Origin of the sequence: Pseudomonas sp. B21-059 (assembly GCF_026016285.1) — a bacterium.
GTDB classification, from domain to species: Bacteria; Pseudomonadota; Gammaproteobacteria; order Pseudomonadales; family Pseudomonadaceae; genus Aquipseudomonas; species Aquipseudomonas danubii.
This window is the reverse complement of sequence record NZ_CP087201.1, coordinates 4,426,901-4,443,451: the sequence shown is the minus strand read 5'-3', so window position 1 is coordinate 4,443,451 and position 16,551 is coordinate 4,426,901. Positions and strand designations below refer to the sequence as shown.

Sequence of the window (16,551 nt, the reverse complement as noted above, 5' to 3'; positions counted from 1 at the left end):
CGGGAAATACACAACGTATTGTTCAGTCCATGGACAAATGGATCGAGTTGGTCAAAGCCAACATGAAAGGCCGCAAGGTCACACAGGAAAAACTCGCCGAGCGTCTGGGCATGTCTCAAGGTGGTATCGGTCATTGGTTGAGCAAACGCCGTCAGCCAAAGATCGAAGACATGAATCGGGTGCTTGAAGAGATCGGCATGGGCTTTCTGGAAGTTGCCCTGGTGGTCCGCGAGAAACCCATGCTCGGTGACGATGGCGAACCCCTGGTGAACGAGCCTTCACTGTTGCACAAGTACAATCCGTATTTCCGTTATCCGGTGAGCGATTGGCGAGCTGCTGGGGAAGTTCGTGAAGATGGCAAGTCAGCCTATGTACCGGAGCGCTATGAGCTTTCCGATTATCAGGCTCAAGGCGCGGCGTTCTGGCTGGTGGTAGTCGGTGACGCAATGATTGCGCCCAGCGGCTTGAGCATCAGTCAGGACATGCTGATTCTGGTGGACCCGGCTATTACCGCCGAACCTGGGAAGTTGGTGGTCGTACAGTGTCCCGGTAATGCCGAGGCGATCTTTCGTAAGTGGGTGAAAGAGGGCAGTCAGCATTATCTGGTTCCCCTCAATCCCACCTATCCGAAGATGCTCTACAGCGACGAGTGCCGGGTTATTGGTGTAGTCGTACAAGCTACTGCGAAGTTTTAACTTGCTTGAAAGGCCCCTTCCTACAGCTAGGAAGGGGCTTTCTTATTAGTGGGTTTACTCCAACTCTACCAACGCACTGCCTTCACTAACCATTTCGCCTTCCTGGCAATACAGTGCCTTGATGACGCCTGCCTGGGGCGCGCGGATGCTGTGTTCCATCTTCATCGCCTCCAGCACCACCAGTTGCGCACCGGCTTCGACGCTTTGTCCGGCGCTGACCAGCACCCGCACGATGCTGCCGTTCATGGGCGCAGTAAGTCCGCCCTGGTGGCTGTGACTGGCATCGGCTGCAGCAATCGGATCGTAAGCCGTGACGCTGTGCATCTCGCCCTGCCAGTGCAGGTACAGAGTGTCACCACGGCGAATGGCGCGATGTTCACGACGCAACCCCTGTTGCTCTACCCATAGGTGTTCACCTTGCAACTGGAAGGCTGGCGAGCGAGCGCCCAGGCTGATGGCCTGATCCTGTCCGGCACAGCTCAGGTGCAGGCTGGTCTGGGCCGGTAACGCGCTGCGCCAGCCATTGACTGCCGACCATGGGGACTGCAGGTCGTCGCTACGCACCCGTTCCGGCTGGCTTTGTGTAAACGCCTGTGCGGCCGCTTGCCAGAAGTCCGCGCCGAGTTCGCTGGGCGCTGGCAGTAATTGTTCCTGATAGCGTGGGATAAATCCGGTATCCAGTTGCGCCTCGGCGAACGCTGGATGGGCAATGATGCGCCGCAGGAACGCCAGGTTGGTTTTCAGGCCACCGATGGCGAACTCGTCCAGCATGCTTAACAGGCGCAGACGAGCCTGCTCGCGGTTTTCGCCCCAGGCGATCAGCTTGCCCAGCATCGGATCGTAGAAGGGCGACACGCTATCGCCTTCCTCGACCCCGCTGTCTACCCGACGGCCCGGGCCAGCGGCGGATTCGCGATACAACTCCAGGCGCCCGGTCGCGGGAAGGAAGTCGTTGCCCGGATCTTCGGCATACAAGCGCACTTCAATGGCGTGCCCCAGCAGCGGGACCTGTTCCTGGCTGATGGGCAGGGCTTCACCCTGGGCCACGCGTATTTGCCAGGCCACCAGATCGAGGCCGGTAATGGCTTCGGTAACCGGGTGTTCCACCTGCAGCCGGGTATTCATTTCCATGAAGAAGAATTCGCCGCGAGCATCCAGGAGAAATTCCACGGTGCCGGCGCCGACGTAGCCGATGGCCTGGGCCGCGCGCACGGCGGCTTCGCCCATGGCCTTGCGCAACTCGGGGCTGAGGCCGGGAGCGGGGGCTTCTTCGACCACTTTCTGGTGACGCCGCTGGATCGAGCAGTCGCGCTCGTTGAGGTACAGGCAGTTGCCGTGTTGGTCGGCGAACACCTGGATCTCCACGTGGCGGGGCTTGAGCAGGTACTTTTCCACCAGCATCCGCGAATCGCCAAAGGACGATTGGGCTTCACGTTGGGCCGAGGCCAGGGCTTCGGCCAACTGGCTGACGTCCTCGACCACTTTCATGCCCTTGCCGCCGCCGCCAGCGGTGGCCTTGAGCAGCACCGGGTAACCGATGCGCTCGGCGGCACTGCGGAAGGTTTCCAGGTCCTGGGCTTCGCCGTGATAACCCGGCACCAGAGGTACGCCAGCGGTTTCCATCAGTGCCTTGGCCGCCGACTTGCTGCCCATGGCGTCAATGGCCGAGGCGGGCGGGCCGAGAAAGATCAGGCCCGCCGCTTCGATGGCTCGGGCAAAACCGGCGTTTTCCGAGAGAAATCCGTAACCGGGGTGGATGGCCTGGGCGCCGCTGGCCTTGGCCGCAGCGATCAGCTTGTCGATCTGCAAGTAACTGTCGGCGGCCTTGCTGCCCCCCAGGTCAACGCGGATATCTGCCTCGCGGCTGTGCCGGGCATCGCGGTCGGTTGCGCTGTGCACGGCCACGGTGGTCAGGCCCAAGGCCTTGGCGGTGCGCATCACGCGGCAGGCGATCTCGCCACGGTTGGCCACCAGTAAAGTGTCTAGAACAGGGGCGCTCATCAGCGGGACTCCTTGGTCGTGGTCTCGGACTGCCAACTGGGCGGGCGTTTTTCCAGGAAGGCCCGCAGGCCTTCCTGGCCTTCGGCGCTGACCCGAATCCGCGCGATGGCATTTTCGCAGTAGCGACGCAGGGCTGTGGTGAGGGCGCCATTGCCCACTTCTCGCAGCAGGTCCTTGCTGGCACGCATGGCTTGGGGGCTGTTGAGCAGCAGATTGTCGATCCATTGGGTGACTTGCTGTTCCAGCTCGGCAGCCGGGTAACTCTCCGCCAGCAAGCCGATTTCCCGTGCCCGTTGGCCGCCAAAGCGCTCGGCGGTGAGGGCATAACGTCGGGCGGCGCGCTCGCCAATGGCCTGGACCACAAAGGGACTGATGACCGCTGGCGCCAGGCCAATGCGGACTTCCGACAAGCAGAACTGCGCATCGTCGGTACCGATTGCCATGTCGCAGCAACTGATCAGGCCCAGGGCGCCACCAAATGCTGCGCCTTGCACCACGGCCAGGGTCGGGATCTTCAGCTTGGCCAGGTTGTACATCAACTCCGCCAGTTCCCGGGCATCGTCGAGGTTGGTCTGGTAGTCGAGTTCGGCGGACTGCTGCATCCAGGCCAGGTCGGCGCCGGCACTGAAGTGCTTGCCGCGTCCGCGCAGCAGCAAGAAGCGCAGGCTCGGGTCGCCCTGCACCTGATCCAGGGCCAGGATCAGCTCGCGGATCATCTCGGCGTTGAAGGCGTTGTTCTTGGTTTCGCGGCTGAGCCACAGGGTGGCGAAGCCACGAGGGTCACGCAGCAGTTCCAGGGTATTGAAGTCGCTCATGTTCTTCTCGCGCAGGATTACATGCGGAACACGCCGAAGCGGCTCTGTTCGATGGGGGCATTAAGGGCCGCAGACAGGGCCAGGGCCAGGACGTCACGGGTCTGTGCCGGGTCGATGACGCCGTCGTCCCACAGCCGGGCGCTGGAGTAGTAAGGGTGCCCCTGGTGCTCGTATTGATCGAGGATCGGCTGTTTGATCTCGGCTTCCTGGGCGGCGTCGAAAGGGTGTCCGCCGCGTTCCGCCTGCTCGCGCTTGACCTGGACCAGCACCCCGGCCGCCTGTTCGGCACCCATCACGCCAATCCGCGCGTTGGGCCACATCCACAGAAAGCGTGGATCGTAGGCGCGACCGCACATGCCGTAGTTACCGGCACCGAAGCTGCCGCCGATGATCACGGTAAATTTCGGCACCTTGGCGCAGGCCACCGCAGTGACCAGTTTGGCGCCGTGCTTGGCGATGCCGCCAGCCTCGTATTTCTGGCCCACCATGAAGCCGGTGATGTTCTGCAGGAACAGCAGGGGAATCCCGCGCTGGCAGGCCAGTTCGATGAAGTGCGCGCCTTTTTGCGCGGCTTCGGCGAAGAGGATGCCGTTGTTGGCGAGGATGGCGACAGGGTAGCCATGCAGGTGAGCGAAACCGCAGACCAGGGTGGTGCCGAACAGGGCCTTGAATTCATCGAACAACGAGCCGTCCACCAGCCTGCTGATGACTTCGCGTACATCGAAGGGCTGCTTGGGATCGGCCGGCACTACGCCGTAAAGCTCTTCACGGGCATACAGCGGAGCGATCGGGGTGCGTTGCTGCAACTGGCCCTGCTTGTGCCAGTTGAGGTTGGCCACGCTGCGCCGGGCCAGGGCCAGGGCGTGTTCATCGCTGTCGGCGTAGTGGTCGGCAACCCCGGAAATCTTGCAGTGCACGTCGGCGCCGCCCAACTCTTCGGCACTCACCACCTCGCCGGTGGCGGCTTTTACCAGGGGCGGGCCGGCGAGGAAAATGGTGGCCTGTTCACGGACCATGATGGCTTCGTCGGCCATGGCCGGCACATAGGCGCCGCCGGCGGTGCAGGAGCCCATGACCACGGCGATCTGCGGGATGCCCTGGGCGCTCATGTTGGCCTGGTTGAAGAAGATCCGGCCGAAGTGCTCGCGGTCCGGGAATACTTCGTCCTGGCGCGGCAGGTTGGCGCCGCCGGAGTCCACCAGGTAGATGCAGGGCAGGCGGTTCTGTTGGGCGATGGTCTGGGCCCGCAGGTGCTTTTTTACCGTCAGCGGGTAGTAGGAGCCGCCTTTCACCGTGGCGTCGTTGGCCACGATCATGCATTCGATACCTTCTACCCGGCCGATGCCGGCAATCACGCCGGCGGCGGGCACGTCTTCGCCATAGACCTCGTAGGCGGCCAGGGGGCTGACTTCGAGAAACGGCGAGCCAGGATCGAGCAGGCGGTTGATGCGTTCCCGAGGCAGCAGTTTGCCCCGGGATGTGTGGCGCTCCTGGGCCTTGGCGCCGCCGCCTTGCTGGACTTGGGCGAGCAGGGTGTGCAAGGCGTCGACCTGGGCCAGCATGCTGGCAGCGTTCTGCGCGAATTCGGGTGATTTCGGGTTGAGCTGAGACTTCAGAATCATCGGTGCTCCCAGCGCAGCTCGAAGCCATAAGCTTCAAGCTGCAAGAGTAAGTCGGTGTTACGGCAGTTGTGGCTTGCCGCGCGTAGCTCGCAACTTGCGGCTGCTCTTACTTGGTTTCGTTGAACAGTTCGCGACCGATCAGCATGCGGCGGATTTCGCTGGTGCCGGCGCCGATTTCGTAGAGCTTGGCGTCACGCAGCAGGCGGCCCGCAGGGAATTCGTTGATGTAGCCGTTGCCCCCCAGAATCTGGATCGCATCCAGGGCCATCTGGGTCGCGCGCTCGGCGCTGTAGAGAATCACCCCGGCGGCGTCCTTGCGGGTGGTTTCGCCACGCTCACAGGCCTGGGCCACGGCATACAGGTAGGCGCGGCTGGCGTTGAGCTGGGTGTACATGTCGGCGATCTTGCCCTGGATCAACTGGAACTCGCCGATGCTCTGACCGAACTGCTTGCGGTCGTGGATGTAGGGCACCACCAGGTCCATGCAGGCCTGCATGATCCCGGTCGGGCCGCCGGAGAGCACCACGCGCTCGTAGTCCAGGCCGCTCATCAGCACTTTGACCCCGCCGTTGAGCACGCCGAGGATGTTTTCCTCCGGCACTTCCACGTCATCGAAGAACAGCTCGCAAGTGTTGGAGCCGCGCATGCCCAGCTTGTCGAACTTGTTGCTGCGGCTGAAGCCTTTCCAGTCACGCTCGACGATGAAGGCGGTGATGCCGTGAGAGCCCTTTTCCAGGTCGGTCTTGGCGTAGATCACGTAGGTGTTGGCGTCGGGGCCGTTGGTGATCCAGGTCTTGCTGCCGTTGAGGACGAAGTGGTCACCGCGCTTGTCGGCGCGCAGCTTCATCGACACCACGTCGGAGCCGGCGTTGGGTTCGCTCATGGCCAGGGCGCCAATGTGTTCGCCGCTGATCAGCTTGGGCAGGTATTTGCTCTTTTGCTCATGGTTGCCGTTGCGGTTGATCTGGTTCACGCAGAGGTTGGAGTGGGCACCGTAGGACAGTGCCACCGAGGCGGAGCCGCGGCTGATCTCTTCCATGGCCACCACGTGGGCCAGGTAACCCAGCCCGGCGCCGCCGTATTCTTCCGCTACGGTAATGCCCAAGAGACCCATGTCGCCGAACTTGCGCCACATGTCGGCGGGGAACAGGTTGTCGACATCGATCTGTGCCGCCCGAGGAGCCAGTTCCGCCTTGACGAAGGCCTGGACCTGTTGGCGCAGCATGTCAATGGTTTCACCGAGGGCGAAGTTCAGGGTCGGGTAACTCATGGCGGGGCACCTTCAAACTTGTTTTTATTGAGGGAATGGGCTGCAGAGAGCGGCGCTGTCTAGCTCTCACCTTTACGTTAACGTAAACCTGCGACCGAAGGCTGTCAATCGCCCTTTACGTAAACGTCAACTTGCGCCAGAGTAGCAGGGCTTTCGATTGGAGCCAGGCTTTTTCGCACCATCGGCCAGGCTCCTGAACACCCACTAATAAAGACAATAGGGGTCGTCATGGAACACTCGGGTTTCCAGCCGGATCGCAGTTACACCCGTGGTACGCAAGACAAGCCATTGCTGGCGCTGACCATCGGTCAGGCCTTCGACAACACCGTCGCTGCCTATCCCCAGGGGGAAGCCCTGGTGGTGCGTCATCAGCAGTTGCGCTACAGCTGGCAGCAACTGCGCGAGGCAGTCGACCTGCATGCCAGGGCGCTGCTGGCCTTGGGGCTGAATACGGGGGATCGACTGGGGATCTGGGCCCCCAACTGCGCCCAGTGGTGCATCGCCCAATTTGCCAGTGCCAAGATCGGCGCGATCCTGGTGAACATCAACCCGGCCTATCGCAGTTCCGAGCTGGAATATGTGCTCAAGCAGTCCGGCTGCCAGTGGCTGATCTGCGCCGGAGCCTTCAAGACCTCTGACTACCACGGCATGCTGCAGGGGCTGATCCCCGAATTGGCGGAGCAATCCATCGGTCAATTGCACTGTGAGCGCCTGCCGGAGTTGCGTGGAGTGATCAGCCTGGATGCCCAGCCGCCCTCCGGCTTTCTGCCCTGGTCGCAACTGACGGCCCTGGCTGCTGGAGCCACCGCCGAGCAATTGCAGGCGCGCCAGGACAGCCTGGATTTCGATCAGCCGGTGAATATCCAGTACACCTCCGGCACCACCGGTTTCCCCAAGGGTGCGACCCTGAGTCACTACAACATCCTCAATAACGGTTACATGGTGGGGGAGAGCCTGGGCCTCACCGCGGCAGATCGGCTGGTGATCCCGGTGCCGCTGTATCACTGCTTCGGCATGGTCATGGGCAACCTGGGCTGTATCACCCACGGCACCACCATGATCTACCCCAACGATGCCTTCGACCCGTTGCTGACCCTCAGTACCGTGGCCGAGGAGCGGGCTACCGGCCTGTATGGGGTACCCACCATGTTCATCGCCATGCTCGACCAGCCCAGGCGTGGTGAGTTCGACCTGTCGAGCCTGCGTACCGGGATCATGGCCGGTGCCACTTGTCCGATCGAGGTGATGCGCCGGGTCATCAGCGAGATGCACATGAGCGAGGTGCAGATCGCCTACGGCATGACGGAGACCAGTCCGGTGTCGTTGCAGACCGGTCCTGCCGATGATCTGGAGTTGCGGGTCACCACCGTGGGCCGTACCCAGCCGCACCTGGAGAGCAAGATCATCGACGAGGCCGGCAATCTGGTGCCCCGGGGCACCATCGGTGAACTCTGCACCCGGGGTTACAGCGTCATGCTCGGTTACTGGAACAACCCCCAGGGCACCAGCGAGTCCATCGATCAGGCAGGCTGGATGCACACCGGCGACCTGGCCACCATGAACGAGCAGGGTTATGTGTGCATTGCCGGGCGCAACAAGGACATGATCATCCGCGGTGGCGAGAACATTTACCCGCGGGAGCTGGAAGAGTTTTTCTTCACCCATCCTGCCGTGGCCGATGTACAGGTGATCGGCATTCCCTGCGCCAGGTACGGTGAGGAAATCGTCGCCTGGATCAAGTTTCATCCCGGGCATTGCGCCAATGAAGTCGAGCTGCAGGCCTGGTGCAAGGAGCGCATCGCCCACTTCAAGACGCCGCGTTACTTCAAGTTCGTCGAGGAGTTTCCGATGACGGTAACCGGCAAGATCCAGAAATTCCGCATGCGCGAAATCAGCATCGAGGAGTTGCGCGAGCAGGTGAGCAGGGTGTGAGCATGGTTGGAGCGTGCATCTGGACGGGTGCACGCTTTATGGGCGAGAAGGGCAGGCAAAAGCTAAATCGCAGAAAGCACAAAGGGGAGCCGAAGCTCCCCTTTAATTTGTCGTTGCGTGCTCTTTTTTTATTATTGAGGGGCGGTCTATTGTTGTTTTTGGCAACCGTGGCCCTTTACCGCTGTTTTTGGCGATCCCCATCCGGGATCAAGAGCAAACGTATTTTTTTGAGCGCTGATCTAACGTGTCGCCAGGGCGATCCAACCAGTTCGGGAGCTACCTCAGGGTAGTTTTATTGTTCTCTGACCGGTTGCGGGTGGCTCTTGCAAGCCCTCCTGCACATCACATCCTCTCCAAAAAAATCTGTTAGCTGCGTCTCTGCCGTGTTGTTTTTGTTATGTCAGAGTCGTTACGTCTTATTTTTATTAGGTTTGCTGCTTTTTATTCTTGTTATGCCATAGAGATAGCAGGAGCCGTGCCAACTTTTTAAAGTCCTTTAAAATCAACATCTTGATGTTTTTGTAGGACAATCTGCATCGCAATAAAATCGACAAACTGTTTCCGTGTTACTCGTTCCCGCCACCGTTTAGAGCGGCCGGTAACACCCGGCCGCACATTGGCTCACCCGGCGCTACGTGCCTTGGCCACACGAGAACCGCTGGGGCGGCCCAGCACCGCGCAGATCTGCCGGCCAGCATCGATCAGGCGATCCATGTCGATACCGCTGTGTATGCCCAGGCCGTTGAGCAGGTACAGCACATCCTCGGTAGCAACGTTACCGCTAGCGCCCTTGGCATAGGGGCAGCCGCCGAGGCCGGCGATCGAACTGTCGAACACCGCGATGCCCTCCAGCAGACTGGCGTAGACGTTGGCCAGGGCTTGGCCATAAGTGTCGTGAAAGTGGCCGGCGAGCTTCTCCCGTGGCACCTGGGCGCCCACCACTTCGAACATTCTGCGGGTGGCGCCGGCGGTGCCGGTGCCGATGGTGTCGCCCAAGGACACTTCGTAGCAGCCCATGGCGTACAGCTCACGGGCCACCAGGGCCACTTGCTCCGGGGCTACCTCACCTTCGTAAGGGCAGCCCAGCACACAGGACACATACCCACGCACGCTGACGCCATGCTGCTTGGCGGCCTCCATGATCGGCACGAAGCGCTGCAGGCTTTCGCTGATGGAACAGTTGATGTTGCGCTGGGAGAAGGACTCCGATGCGGCGGCGAATACCGCGACTTCCTTGACTCCCGCCGCCAGGGCGTCTTCGAAGCCCCGCAGGTTCGGCGCCAGCGCGCCGTAGACCACCCCCGGCTTGCGCTGGATGCGGGCGAAGACCTCGGCCGAACCGGCCATCTGCGGTACCCACTTGGGCGAGACGAAACTGCCGACTTCTATATAGCCCAGGCCTGCCGCCGTCAGGGCATCGACCAATTGCACCTTGTCCTCGACGCTGATGGGCTGGGCTTCGTTCTGCAGACCGTCGCGGGGGCCCACTTCGATCAGGCGTACATGGCTGGGGAGTGACATTCAGGTTCACCTTCTATGAGGGAGGGCGGATGCCGGCGCGAGCGGCGCAGGTGTCCCAAGGATTATTGTGCGGTGCTTTTCTGGTTCTGGATGGTTTGTTCCAGCGCCTGGGTACAGCGCTCTTCGGCGGTGTCCAGTTCCAGCTTCATCTGTTCGATGTCGAGCAACTGCTGTTCGAGCTGCTCTCGCCGTTCGCCGATTTTCGCCAGCATGCTGTGCAACTGCTTCAGGTTGCCGCTGCTGGGGTCGTAGAGCTCGATGAGTTCACGGCATTCGGCCAGGGAAAAGCCGATGCGCTTGCCCCGCAGGATCAGCTTCAGGCTGACTTTGTCTCGGGGGGAGTAGATGCGTTCCTGGCCGCGACGCTCAGGGGCCAGCAGGCCCTGCTCTTCATAGAAGCGTATGGCCCGGGTGGTGATGTCGAGCTCGCGGGCGAGGTCGGAGATGCTGTAGGTCTGGCTGCTCATGGAGGCGCTCAAGGTGGGACTTGGCGCTAAGCTAAAGGCAGGTTTACGTATACGTCAAGCAATCCGCGTCGATCCCGTTCGCCGGCAAGCCGGCTCCTCCAGTGAGGGCTTGCCGGCGAAGGGGTCAGGCTGTCTGCTGGTCGAGTTTCTTTTCGTGGGCGGTCACCTGTTGGCACAACTCGATCATCTGTTCGCGCATCCAACGGTTAGCCGGGTCCTGGTCGGTGCTTTCGTGCCAATAGAGGTGGGTTTCCACCGGTGGTACATCATTGACCGGCAGATTGAAGGCCTGCAGGTCATGGCGTCGGGCAAAACGTTCCGGGACGGTCATGACCATGTCGGTTTGTTGCAACACTTGTGAAGCCATCAGGTAGTGCTGGGAGCGCAGGGTGATCTTGCGCTGGATGCCCATCTTGCCCAGCGCCAGGTCGACATGGCCCAGGCCGCTGCGACGGCTGGAAATATGGATGTGGGTCAGGGACAGGTAGTCGTCCAGGGTGAACTTTTCCTTGCCGGCCAGGGGGTGCCCCTTGCGCATGGCGCACACGTAACGGTCTTCCATGAGCTTGACGTGGCGCACCTGGGGGTCGGTGTTGAGGGGGGCGTCCACGGCAAAGTCCAGGCGCCCGGCTGCCAGTTCCTTGGTGGTCTCCCGGCGCTTGGAGAGGAAACTCTCGATGATCACCGCCGGTGCCAGGCGACGCAGGCGTTGGAACAGGGGGGGCAGGATCACTGCCTCGGTCAGGTCGGTCATGCTGATGCGGTAGGTCTTGACCGCTTGCAGAGGGTTGAAAATCCGACTTTCCTGGACTGAAACCCGCAGCAGTGACAATGCATTGCGCACCGGGCCGATGATGTTCTGTGCCATGGGGGTGGGCACCATGCCCTGGGCGGTCCTGACGAACAGCGGATCATTGAAGGTCTCGCGCAGACGCGCCAGCGCGTTGGACACCGCCGGTTGGGTGATGCCGACGATCTGCCCGGCGCGGGTCAGGTTGGCTTCGGTGTAGATCGCGTCGAAAACGATGAAGAGGTTGAGGTCGACCTTGCTCAGATTCATGGCGCTGCACTCTTATTGTTAGGGCCTGTGAGGGAGGCTCGGAGGCCTTTCGGATCAGCCGATCATATATCGGTGATGAATGTTAATACACGCCGAGAATAGGCTAGGTAAATTTTCGTAGCTGATCTAGCATCGATTTCAGTCCCCCAACACCCGTTCTTCAAAAAGGTAGAACTGCCCATGGAATTCGCCTATTCCCCCAAGGTTCAAGAGCTGCGTGAGCGCGTCACCGCGTTCATGGATGCCTATGTTTATCCGGCTGAAGCGGTCTTCGAGCGTCAGGTTGCCGAAGGTGATCGTTGGCAGCCGACCGCCATCATGGAAGAGCTCAAACTCAAGGCCAAGGCTGAAGGTCTGTGGAATTTGTTTCTGCCTGAGTCGGAACTGGGGGCCGGCCTGACCAACCTTGAATATGCGCCACTGGCGGAGATCATGGGCCGATCGCTGCTGGGTCCCGAGCCGTTCAACTGCTCGGCGCCGGATACCGGCAACATGGAAGTGCTGGTGCGTTATGCCAGCGAAGAACAGAAGCAGCGCTGGCTGGAGCCGCTGCTGCGTGGCGAGATCCGCTCCGCGTTCGCCATGACCGAGCCGGATGTGGCTTCCTCCGACGCCACCAACATGGCGGCCCGCGCGGTGCGCGACGGCGATCAGTGGGTCATCAACGGCAAGAAGTGGTGGACCTCGGGCGCCTGTGATCCGCGTTGCAAGATTCTGATCTTCATGGGCCTGAGCAATCCGGATGCGCCGCGTCATCAGCAGCACTCGATGATCCTGGTGCCGGTGGATACCCCCGGGGTGAAGATCGTCCGTCCACTGCCGGTGTTTGGCTACGACGATGCGCCGCATGGTCACGCCGAAGTGTTGTTCGACAACGTCCGCGTACCTTATGAGAACGTGCTGCTGGGAGAGGGGCGTGGCTTCGAGATTGCCCAGGGCCGCCTCGGCCCGGGCCGCATTCACCACTGCATGCGTTCCATTGGCATGGCCGAGCGGGCGCTGGAATTGATGTGCAAGCGTGCGGTGAATCGCACTGCGTTCGGCAAACCGCTGGCTCGCCTGGGGGGCAATATCGACAAGATCGCCGACTCGCGGATGGAGATCGACATGGCTCGGCTGCTGACCCTCAAGGCGGCCTACATGATGGACACCGTGGGTAACAAAGTGGCCAAGAGCGAGATTGCCCAGATCAAGGTGGTGGCGCCGAATGTGGCCCTGCGGGTGATCGACCGGGCGATCCAGATTCACGGTGGGGCCGGGGTATCCAATGACTTCCCATTGGCCTACATGTACGCCATGCAGCGCACCTTGCGCCTGGCCGATGGCCCGGATGAAGTACACCGCGCGGCCATTGGCAAGTACGAAATCGGCAAGTATGTGCCGAAGGAAATGCTGCGCAGCAGCCATTGATGATCATGCAGCCGGCCTGCCGGGCGACGCCTGTGGCAGGCCGGTTGCTGTGTATTCAGTACACCCAGACTTCTACGCGCCGGTTCTTGATCCGGCCCTCGTCGGCGTTGTTGGCCGCCACTGGCAGCTCAGCGCCGAAACCGCGGATCTCGCGAAACACCACGCCGCTTTTTACCAGTTCCCTGCGCACTGTCATGGCCCGCAGCTTGGACAGCAGTGCAGCGCGTGCCGGGTCGCTCTTGGCATCCCCGAATCCGGCCAGAGTGACGTGCCGGTTCATCTTGCCGTGTTGGCGCAGGTAATCCAGGACGCGATTCAGGTCCTGGCGTGCCTTGTTGTCCAGATTGGCGCTGCCTTCCTCGAAGCGAAAGTTCACGCTCAGGCGTTGCGCGTCCCGGCTCAGTTGCTGGTAGGTCTTGGGCATCTGTGGGCTGGGCGTTACCCGCATGGCTTGCACGGTCTGGGCGACAAAGCCGTTGGCGGCGACGATGGCCTGGCCTTTGGCGCTCTGGGAAAAACTCACCAGGGCGTCCGCCCAGGGGTTCTGCCCATTGGGCGGCAAGTACAGGTACAGACGCCGCGACAGTGGGTAGTCCTCAGTGGCGATCAGACTGTTGAGGGGCGGCATGGGTTGGGAGTCACCGTCGATAATCGCCACGGCCTTGGCCTGGCGTACGTAGGGCAGGCCGATGAAGCCGATGCCTTGAGGGTCCCGGCTCACCGCGTCCGACAGCTGTTCGCTGGATTCGAAACGCTTGGCCGCCGGGTTCAACGCCTTGCCGCGACGGCTGAGGACCAGCTCCTTGAAGGTGTCGTAGGTGCCGGACTGATCATCCCGGGCATACAGGTGGACCGGCCCGCCCGTGCTTCCCAGCTCTTCCCAGGTCTTGATCTCGCCACTGAACAGGCGGGCCAGTTGCTCGGTGCTTAGCTGGCTCAGCGGATTGCGCGGATGAAGGATGATTGCCAGCCCGTCGATGGCGATGACCTGTTCGGCGCCAGGGCTTTTCAGGTCCCCCAGGCTTTCCAGCTCCACCAGTTCGCTGTCCTTGATCGGTCGGGAGGCGGCCGCAATATCGGCCTGGGCGTTTTTCAGTGCGCTAAAGCCGGTGCTCGAACCGTGGGCGGCAACGTCCACTCTGACTGTCCGACCTTGGGCGCTCTGTCCTAGAACGCGTTTCTCATTGTCCTTGCCACCGCCCTCAATCCTGACGTTGTGCAGACCCTGTTGTTCAAGCAAGCCCTTGACCAGCGCCGGGCCAAGCTGGGCGCCAATGGTGTTGGAGCCCTGGATACGCAGCACGGCGGCATTGTCGGGCGCCAGGGGCAAGGCGGCAAACACCGACCAAGGCAGGGCATAGCAAACAAAGCCGATCAGAAACAGGCTGATGGTCCGGCACCAGATATCTCGTTCACTGACGGTGGAAGCGCGGGGCATGGCGGCACTGGCCTTCTATTGAGAAAGAGGAGAGTGCTGGCGAGATTAAGTCAGGGAGGTGACAGGTATGTGACGGGTAGCACTTTCTGGCGATAAATGGCGAAAGTCCTACATCGTAAATATCTGTTTTCTCTAGATTTTTTGAGACTTGTCCTAAAGACCAGTCTTCGGAGGCTGCGTAGAGTTGGCAACTTTGTCTGGCGGGGATTGGGGCGACTGCCAACGCGTCATCCCCCCGCAGATGCCCCGGCAGTGTTGTGCTGCTATTTCGTAGTAAGCAAAGGAGTTACAAATGAGTGCCTGGTTCGAGCTGAAGCAGTATGGCAGTGGTGCATGCAGATTCTTGCTGAAGACAAAGGAGGCGCAGACCATGCTTCAAAGCGACCGATTCCCTTGCCGGGACAGTGCCGAGGCGGCTCTCGGCCTGTTCCGCGCACACTGCGCTTCTCCTGAGCGCTACGTCAAGAAAATTTCATCGGGCGGTAAACCTTATTTCAAGCTCAAGGCCGGCAAGGAAGTGATTCTGGTCAGCCATTTGTACGATTCGGAGCCCACTCTCGAGAGCGCCATCAACGCCATCGCAGCAGCCGGCACCACTGAACGGGTTGAAGTGGTCCACATGTAAGCGGTAGTAAAAAGCCCATCTTGCGATGGGCTTTTTTGTGCCTGTGAATCAGCTCAACTCGAGCCAGATCGGCGCATGGTCAGAGGGCTTTTCCATGCCCCGCAGTTCATAGTCGACGCCGGCGTCCTTGACCCGGGGCAGCAGCCCCTGGGATGCCATGATCAGATCGATGCGCAGGCCACGCTTGGGTTCGTCCTCGAAGCCGCGACTGCGGTAGTCGAACCAGCTGAAGCGATCGTTCACCTCGGGGTTCAGGTGACGGAAGCTGTCTACTAGGCCCCAGTTCTTCAAGCGTGCCATCCACTCACGCTCTTCCGGCAGGAAGCTGCATTTGCCGGTCTTGAGCCAGCGCTTGGCATTTTCGGCGCCGATGCCGATGTCGCAGTCTTCCGGGGAAATATTCACGTCACCCATGACCACCAGGGGCTGGTCGTTGCTAAAGCGATTTTCCAGCAGGTGCTGCAGGTCGCTGTAGAAGCGTTCCTTGGCCGGGAACTTGGTGGGATGGTCGCGGCTTTCACCTTGGGGGAAGTAGCCGTTCATGATGGTCACCGGCGTGCCGTTGGCATCGGCGAAAGTACCCCAGATAAAACGCCGCTGGGCGTCTTCGTCATCGCCCTCGAAACCTTTATGCACGGCCAGTGGTGCCTGGCGCGAGAGCAGGGCGACACCGTAATGGCCCTTCTGGCCGTGGTAGTGCACGTGGTAGCCCAGGGCCTGGACGTCGGCGAGGGGAAACTGCTCGTCGGCGACCTTGGTTTCCTGCAGGCCGATCACGTCCGGCTGGTGTTTGTCGATCAGCGCCGCCAGCTGATGGGGGCGGGCGCGCAGCCCGTTGATATTGAACGAGACGATCTTCATGGTCGGCGGTCCTGGCAAAACAGCGATGCTAGCTGACTACGCCCGGGTCGACCAGCATGGCAGCCCCGCGAATGCGCTGCTAATGTCCTTGAGCGTGGGAACGATCAGCGCCGCGCCAGGTTCGTAATAACAAGAGCGCGGCCATTCGAGCCGGGCCCAGGGGAGAGTGACCGACATGCCTGATACCGCCAACGCCATCGCCGATATCCATATGCTCGACAGCGGCTATTCCCGTGAAGCGCGGTCGCTGCTGTACCAGGCCTATCGCCATGAGCCGACCTTCGGTTTCATTTTCGAATCCGAGCGTGCCGGTTATGAACAGCGGGTGCGGGCCACGGTGCGTGAGCTGGTGAAACAGCATTTTCTGCAAGACCTGCCGGCCATCGGCCTACTGGTCAACGATCGCTTGATCGGCATTGCCCTGATCGCCCCACCGCAACGCCGCCTGGGCATTACCGAAAGCTGGGCCTGGCGGCTGCGCATGGTGCTGAGTACCGGGTTTCGTTGCACGCGGCGCTATCTGGAGTACCACGAGGCGGTGCAGGCCTGCCTGCCCGGCGATGCGGTCCATGTGTTGCCGTTGCTAGGCGTGCACCCGCAATTCCAGGGGCAGCATTTCGGCGAACAGCTGCTGGAGGCGGTGCACAATTGGTGTGCTGTGGATGAGCATTCCCAGGGCGTGGTGCTGGATACGGGTAATCCGCGCTATCTGGAGTTCTATAAACGCCAGGGTTATGAAGAGATTGGAGAGATCGCGGTAGGGCCGGTCCGCGAGCACGTATTCTTTCATCCGAACCCGCAACTCTTACAAAGAGCAACAGCCTGATATAGAAC

At 61.2% G+C, this 16,551-nt stretch carries 14 protein-coding genes; 5 read left to right on the top strand and 9 right to left on the bottom strand.

The genetic code is table 11. The features are described from left to right. The first annotated feature begins 29 nt into the window (after nt 1-29). The gene (locus tag LOY69_RS19535; RefSeq protein ID WP_102881807.1) at nt 30-695 is read left to right on the top strand and encodes a LexA family protein; all 666 of its coding nucleotides are present in this window, start codon (nt 30-32) and stop codon (nt 693-695) included. Nucleotides 696-749: 54 nt separating this feature from the next. Here the strand turns inward: LOY69_RS19535 and LOY69_RS19530 are convergent, their stop codons facing one another. The 4 genes from LOY69_RS19530 to LOY69_RS19515 form a co-directional block, all read right to left on the bottom strand. Beyond that, a complete protein-coding gene (locus LOY69_RS19530) occupies nt 750-2,696 on the bottom strand; it encodes an acetyl/propionyl/methylcrotonyl-CoA carboxylase subunit alpha (protein ID WP_102881806.1) in 1,947 nt (648 codons plus the stop codon). Then, nucleotides 2,696-3,511, bottom strand: coding sequence for a gamma-carboxygeranoyl-CoA hydratase (locus LOY69_RS19525; protein ID WP_110596135.1), 816 nt, complete (start codon nt 3,509-3,511; stop codon nt 2,696-2,698). Before LOY69_RS19525 ends, LOY69_RS19530 begins: the two co-directional genes overlap by 1 nt. Nucleotides 3,512-3,528: 17 nt before the next feature. Next, the gene (locus LOY69_RS19520) at nt 3,529-5,133 is read right to left on the bottom strand and encodes a carboxyl transferase domain-containing protein (RefSeq protein WP_123394616.1); all 1,605 of its coding nucleotides are present in this window, start codon (nt 5,131-5,133) and stop codon (nt 3,529-3,531) included. 106 nt (nt 5,134-5,239) lie between these two features. Then, the gene (locus LOY69_RS19515; RefSeq protein WP_265073453.1) at nt 5,240-6,403 is read right to left on the bottom strand and encodes an isovaleryl-CoA dehydrogenase; all 1,164 of its coding nucleotides are present in this window, start codon (nt 6,401-6,403) and stop codon (nt 5,240-5,242) included. A gap of 228 nt (nt 6,404-6,631) precedes the next feature. Between LOY69_RS19515 and LOY69_RS19510 the strand changes: the two genes are divergently transcribed. Beyond that, nucleotides 6,632-8,335: an AMP-binding protein gene (locus LOY69_RS19510; RefSeq protein ID WP_265073452.1), complete on the top strand. Its 1,704-nt coding sequence runs from the start codon at nt 6,632-6,634 to the stop codon at nt 8,333-8,335. A 621-nt stretch (nt 8,336-8,956) separates the two neighbouring features. Here the strand turns inward: LOY69_RS19510 and LOY69_RS19505 are convergent. From LOY69_RS19505 to LOY69_RS19495, 3 genes are all read right to left on the bottom strand, one after another. After that, nucleotides 8,957-9,856, bottom strand: coding sequence for a hydroxymethylglutaryl-CoA lyase (locus LOY69_RS19505; protein WP_102881802.1), 900 nt, complete (start codon nt 9,854-9,856; stop codon nt 8,957-8,959). Between the two features lie 62 nt (nt 9,857-9,918). Beyond that, on the bottom strand, nt 9,919-10,323 hold the full coding sequence (locus LOY69_RS19500) for a MerR family transcriptional regulator (protein WP_102864696.1): 405 nt from the start codon (nt 10,321-10,323) through the stop codon (nt 9,919-9,921). Nucleotides 10,324-10,447: 124 nt separating this feature from the next. Further along, nucleotides 10,448-11,383, bottom strand: coding sequence for a LysR family transcriptional regulator (locus LOY69_RS19495; RefSeq protein ID WP_102864697.1), 936 nt, complete (start codon nt 11,381-11,383; stop codon nt 10,448-10,450). A gap of 180 nt (nt 11,384-11,563) precedes the next feature. Between LOY69_RS19495 and LOY69_RS19490 the strand changes: the two genes are divergently transcribed. Next, complete coding sequence (locus tag LOY69_RS19490) at nt 11,564-12,793, top strand: acyl-CoA dehydrogenase (RefSeq protein ID WP_102881801.1); 1,230 nt, start codon at nt 11,564-11,566, stop codon at nt 12,791-12,793. Nucleotides 12,794-12,848: 55 nt separating this feature from the next. Here the strand turns inward: LOY69_RS19490 and LOY69_RS19485 are convergent, their stop codons facing one another. Further along, nucleotides 12,849-14,231, bottom strand: coding sequence for a phosphate ABC transporter substrate-binding/OmpA family protein (locus tag LOY69_RS19485; protein ID WP_265073451.1), 1,383 nt, complete (start codon nt 14,229-14,231; stop codon nt 12,849-12,851). A gap of 292 nt (nt 14,232-14,523) precedes the next feature. Here LOY69_RS19485 and LOY69_RS19480 point away from each other — a divergent pair, with 292 nt between their 5' ends. Next, the gene (locus LOY69_RS19480; protein ID WP_102881799.1) at nt 14,524-14,856 is read left to right on the top strand and encodes a YegP family protein; all 333 of its coding nucleotides are present in this window, start codon (nt 14,524-14,526) and stop codon (nt 14,854-14,856) included. 48 nt (nt 14,857-14,904) lie between these two features. Here the strand turns inward: LOY69_RS19480 and xthA are convergent, their stop codons facing one another. After that, nucleotides 14,905-15,717, bottom strand: coding sequence for an exodeoxyribonuclease III (gene xthA / locus LOY69_RS19475; protein ID WP_102881798.1), 813 nt, complete (start codon nt 15,715-15,717; stop codon nt 14,905-14,907). A 175-nt stretch (nt 15,718-15,892) separates the two neighbouring features. Here xthA and LOY69_RS19470 point away from each other — a divergent pair, with 175 nt between their 5' ends. Next, complete coding sequence (locus LOY69_RS19470; RefSeq protein ID WP_110596189.1) at nt 15,893-16,543, top strand: GNAT family N-acetyltransferase; 651 nt, start codon at nt 15,893-15,895, stop codon at nt 16,541-16,543. The last annotated feature ends 8 nt before the right edge of the window (nt 16,544-16,551 follow it).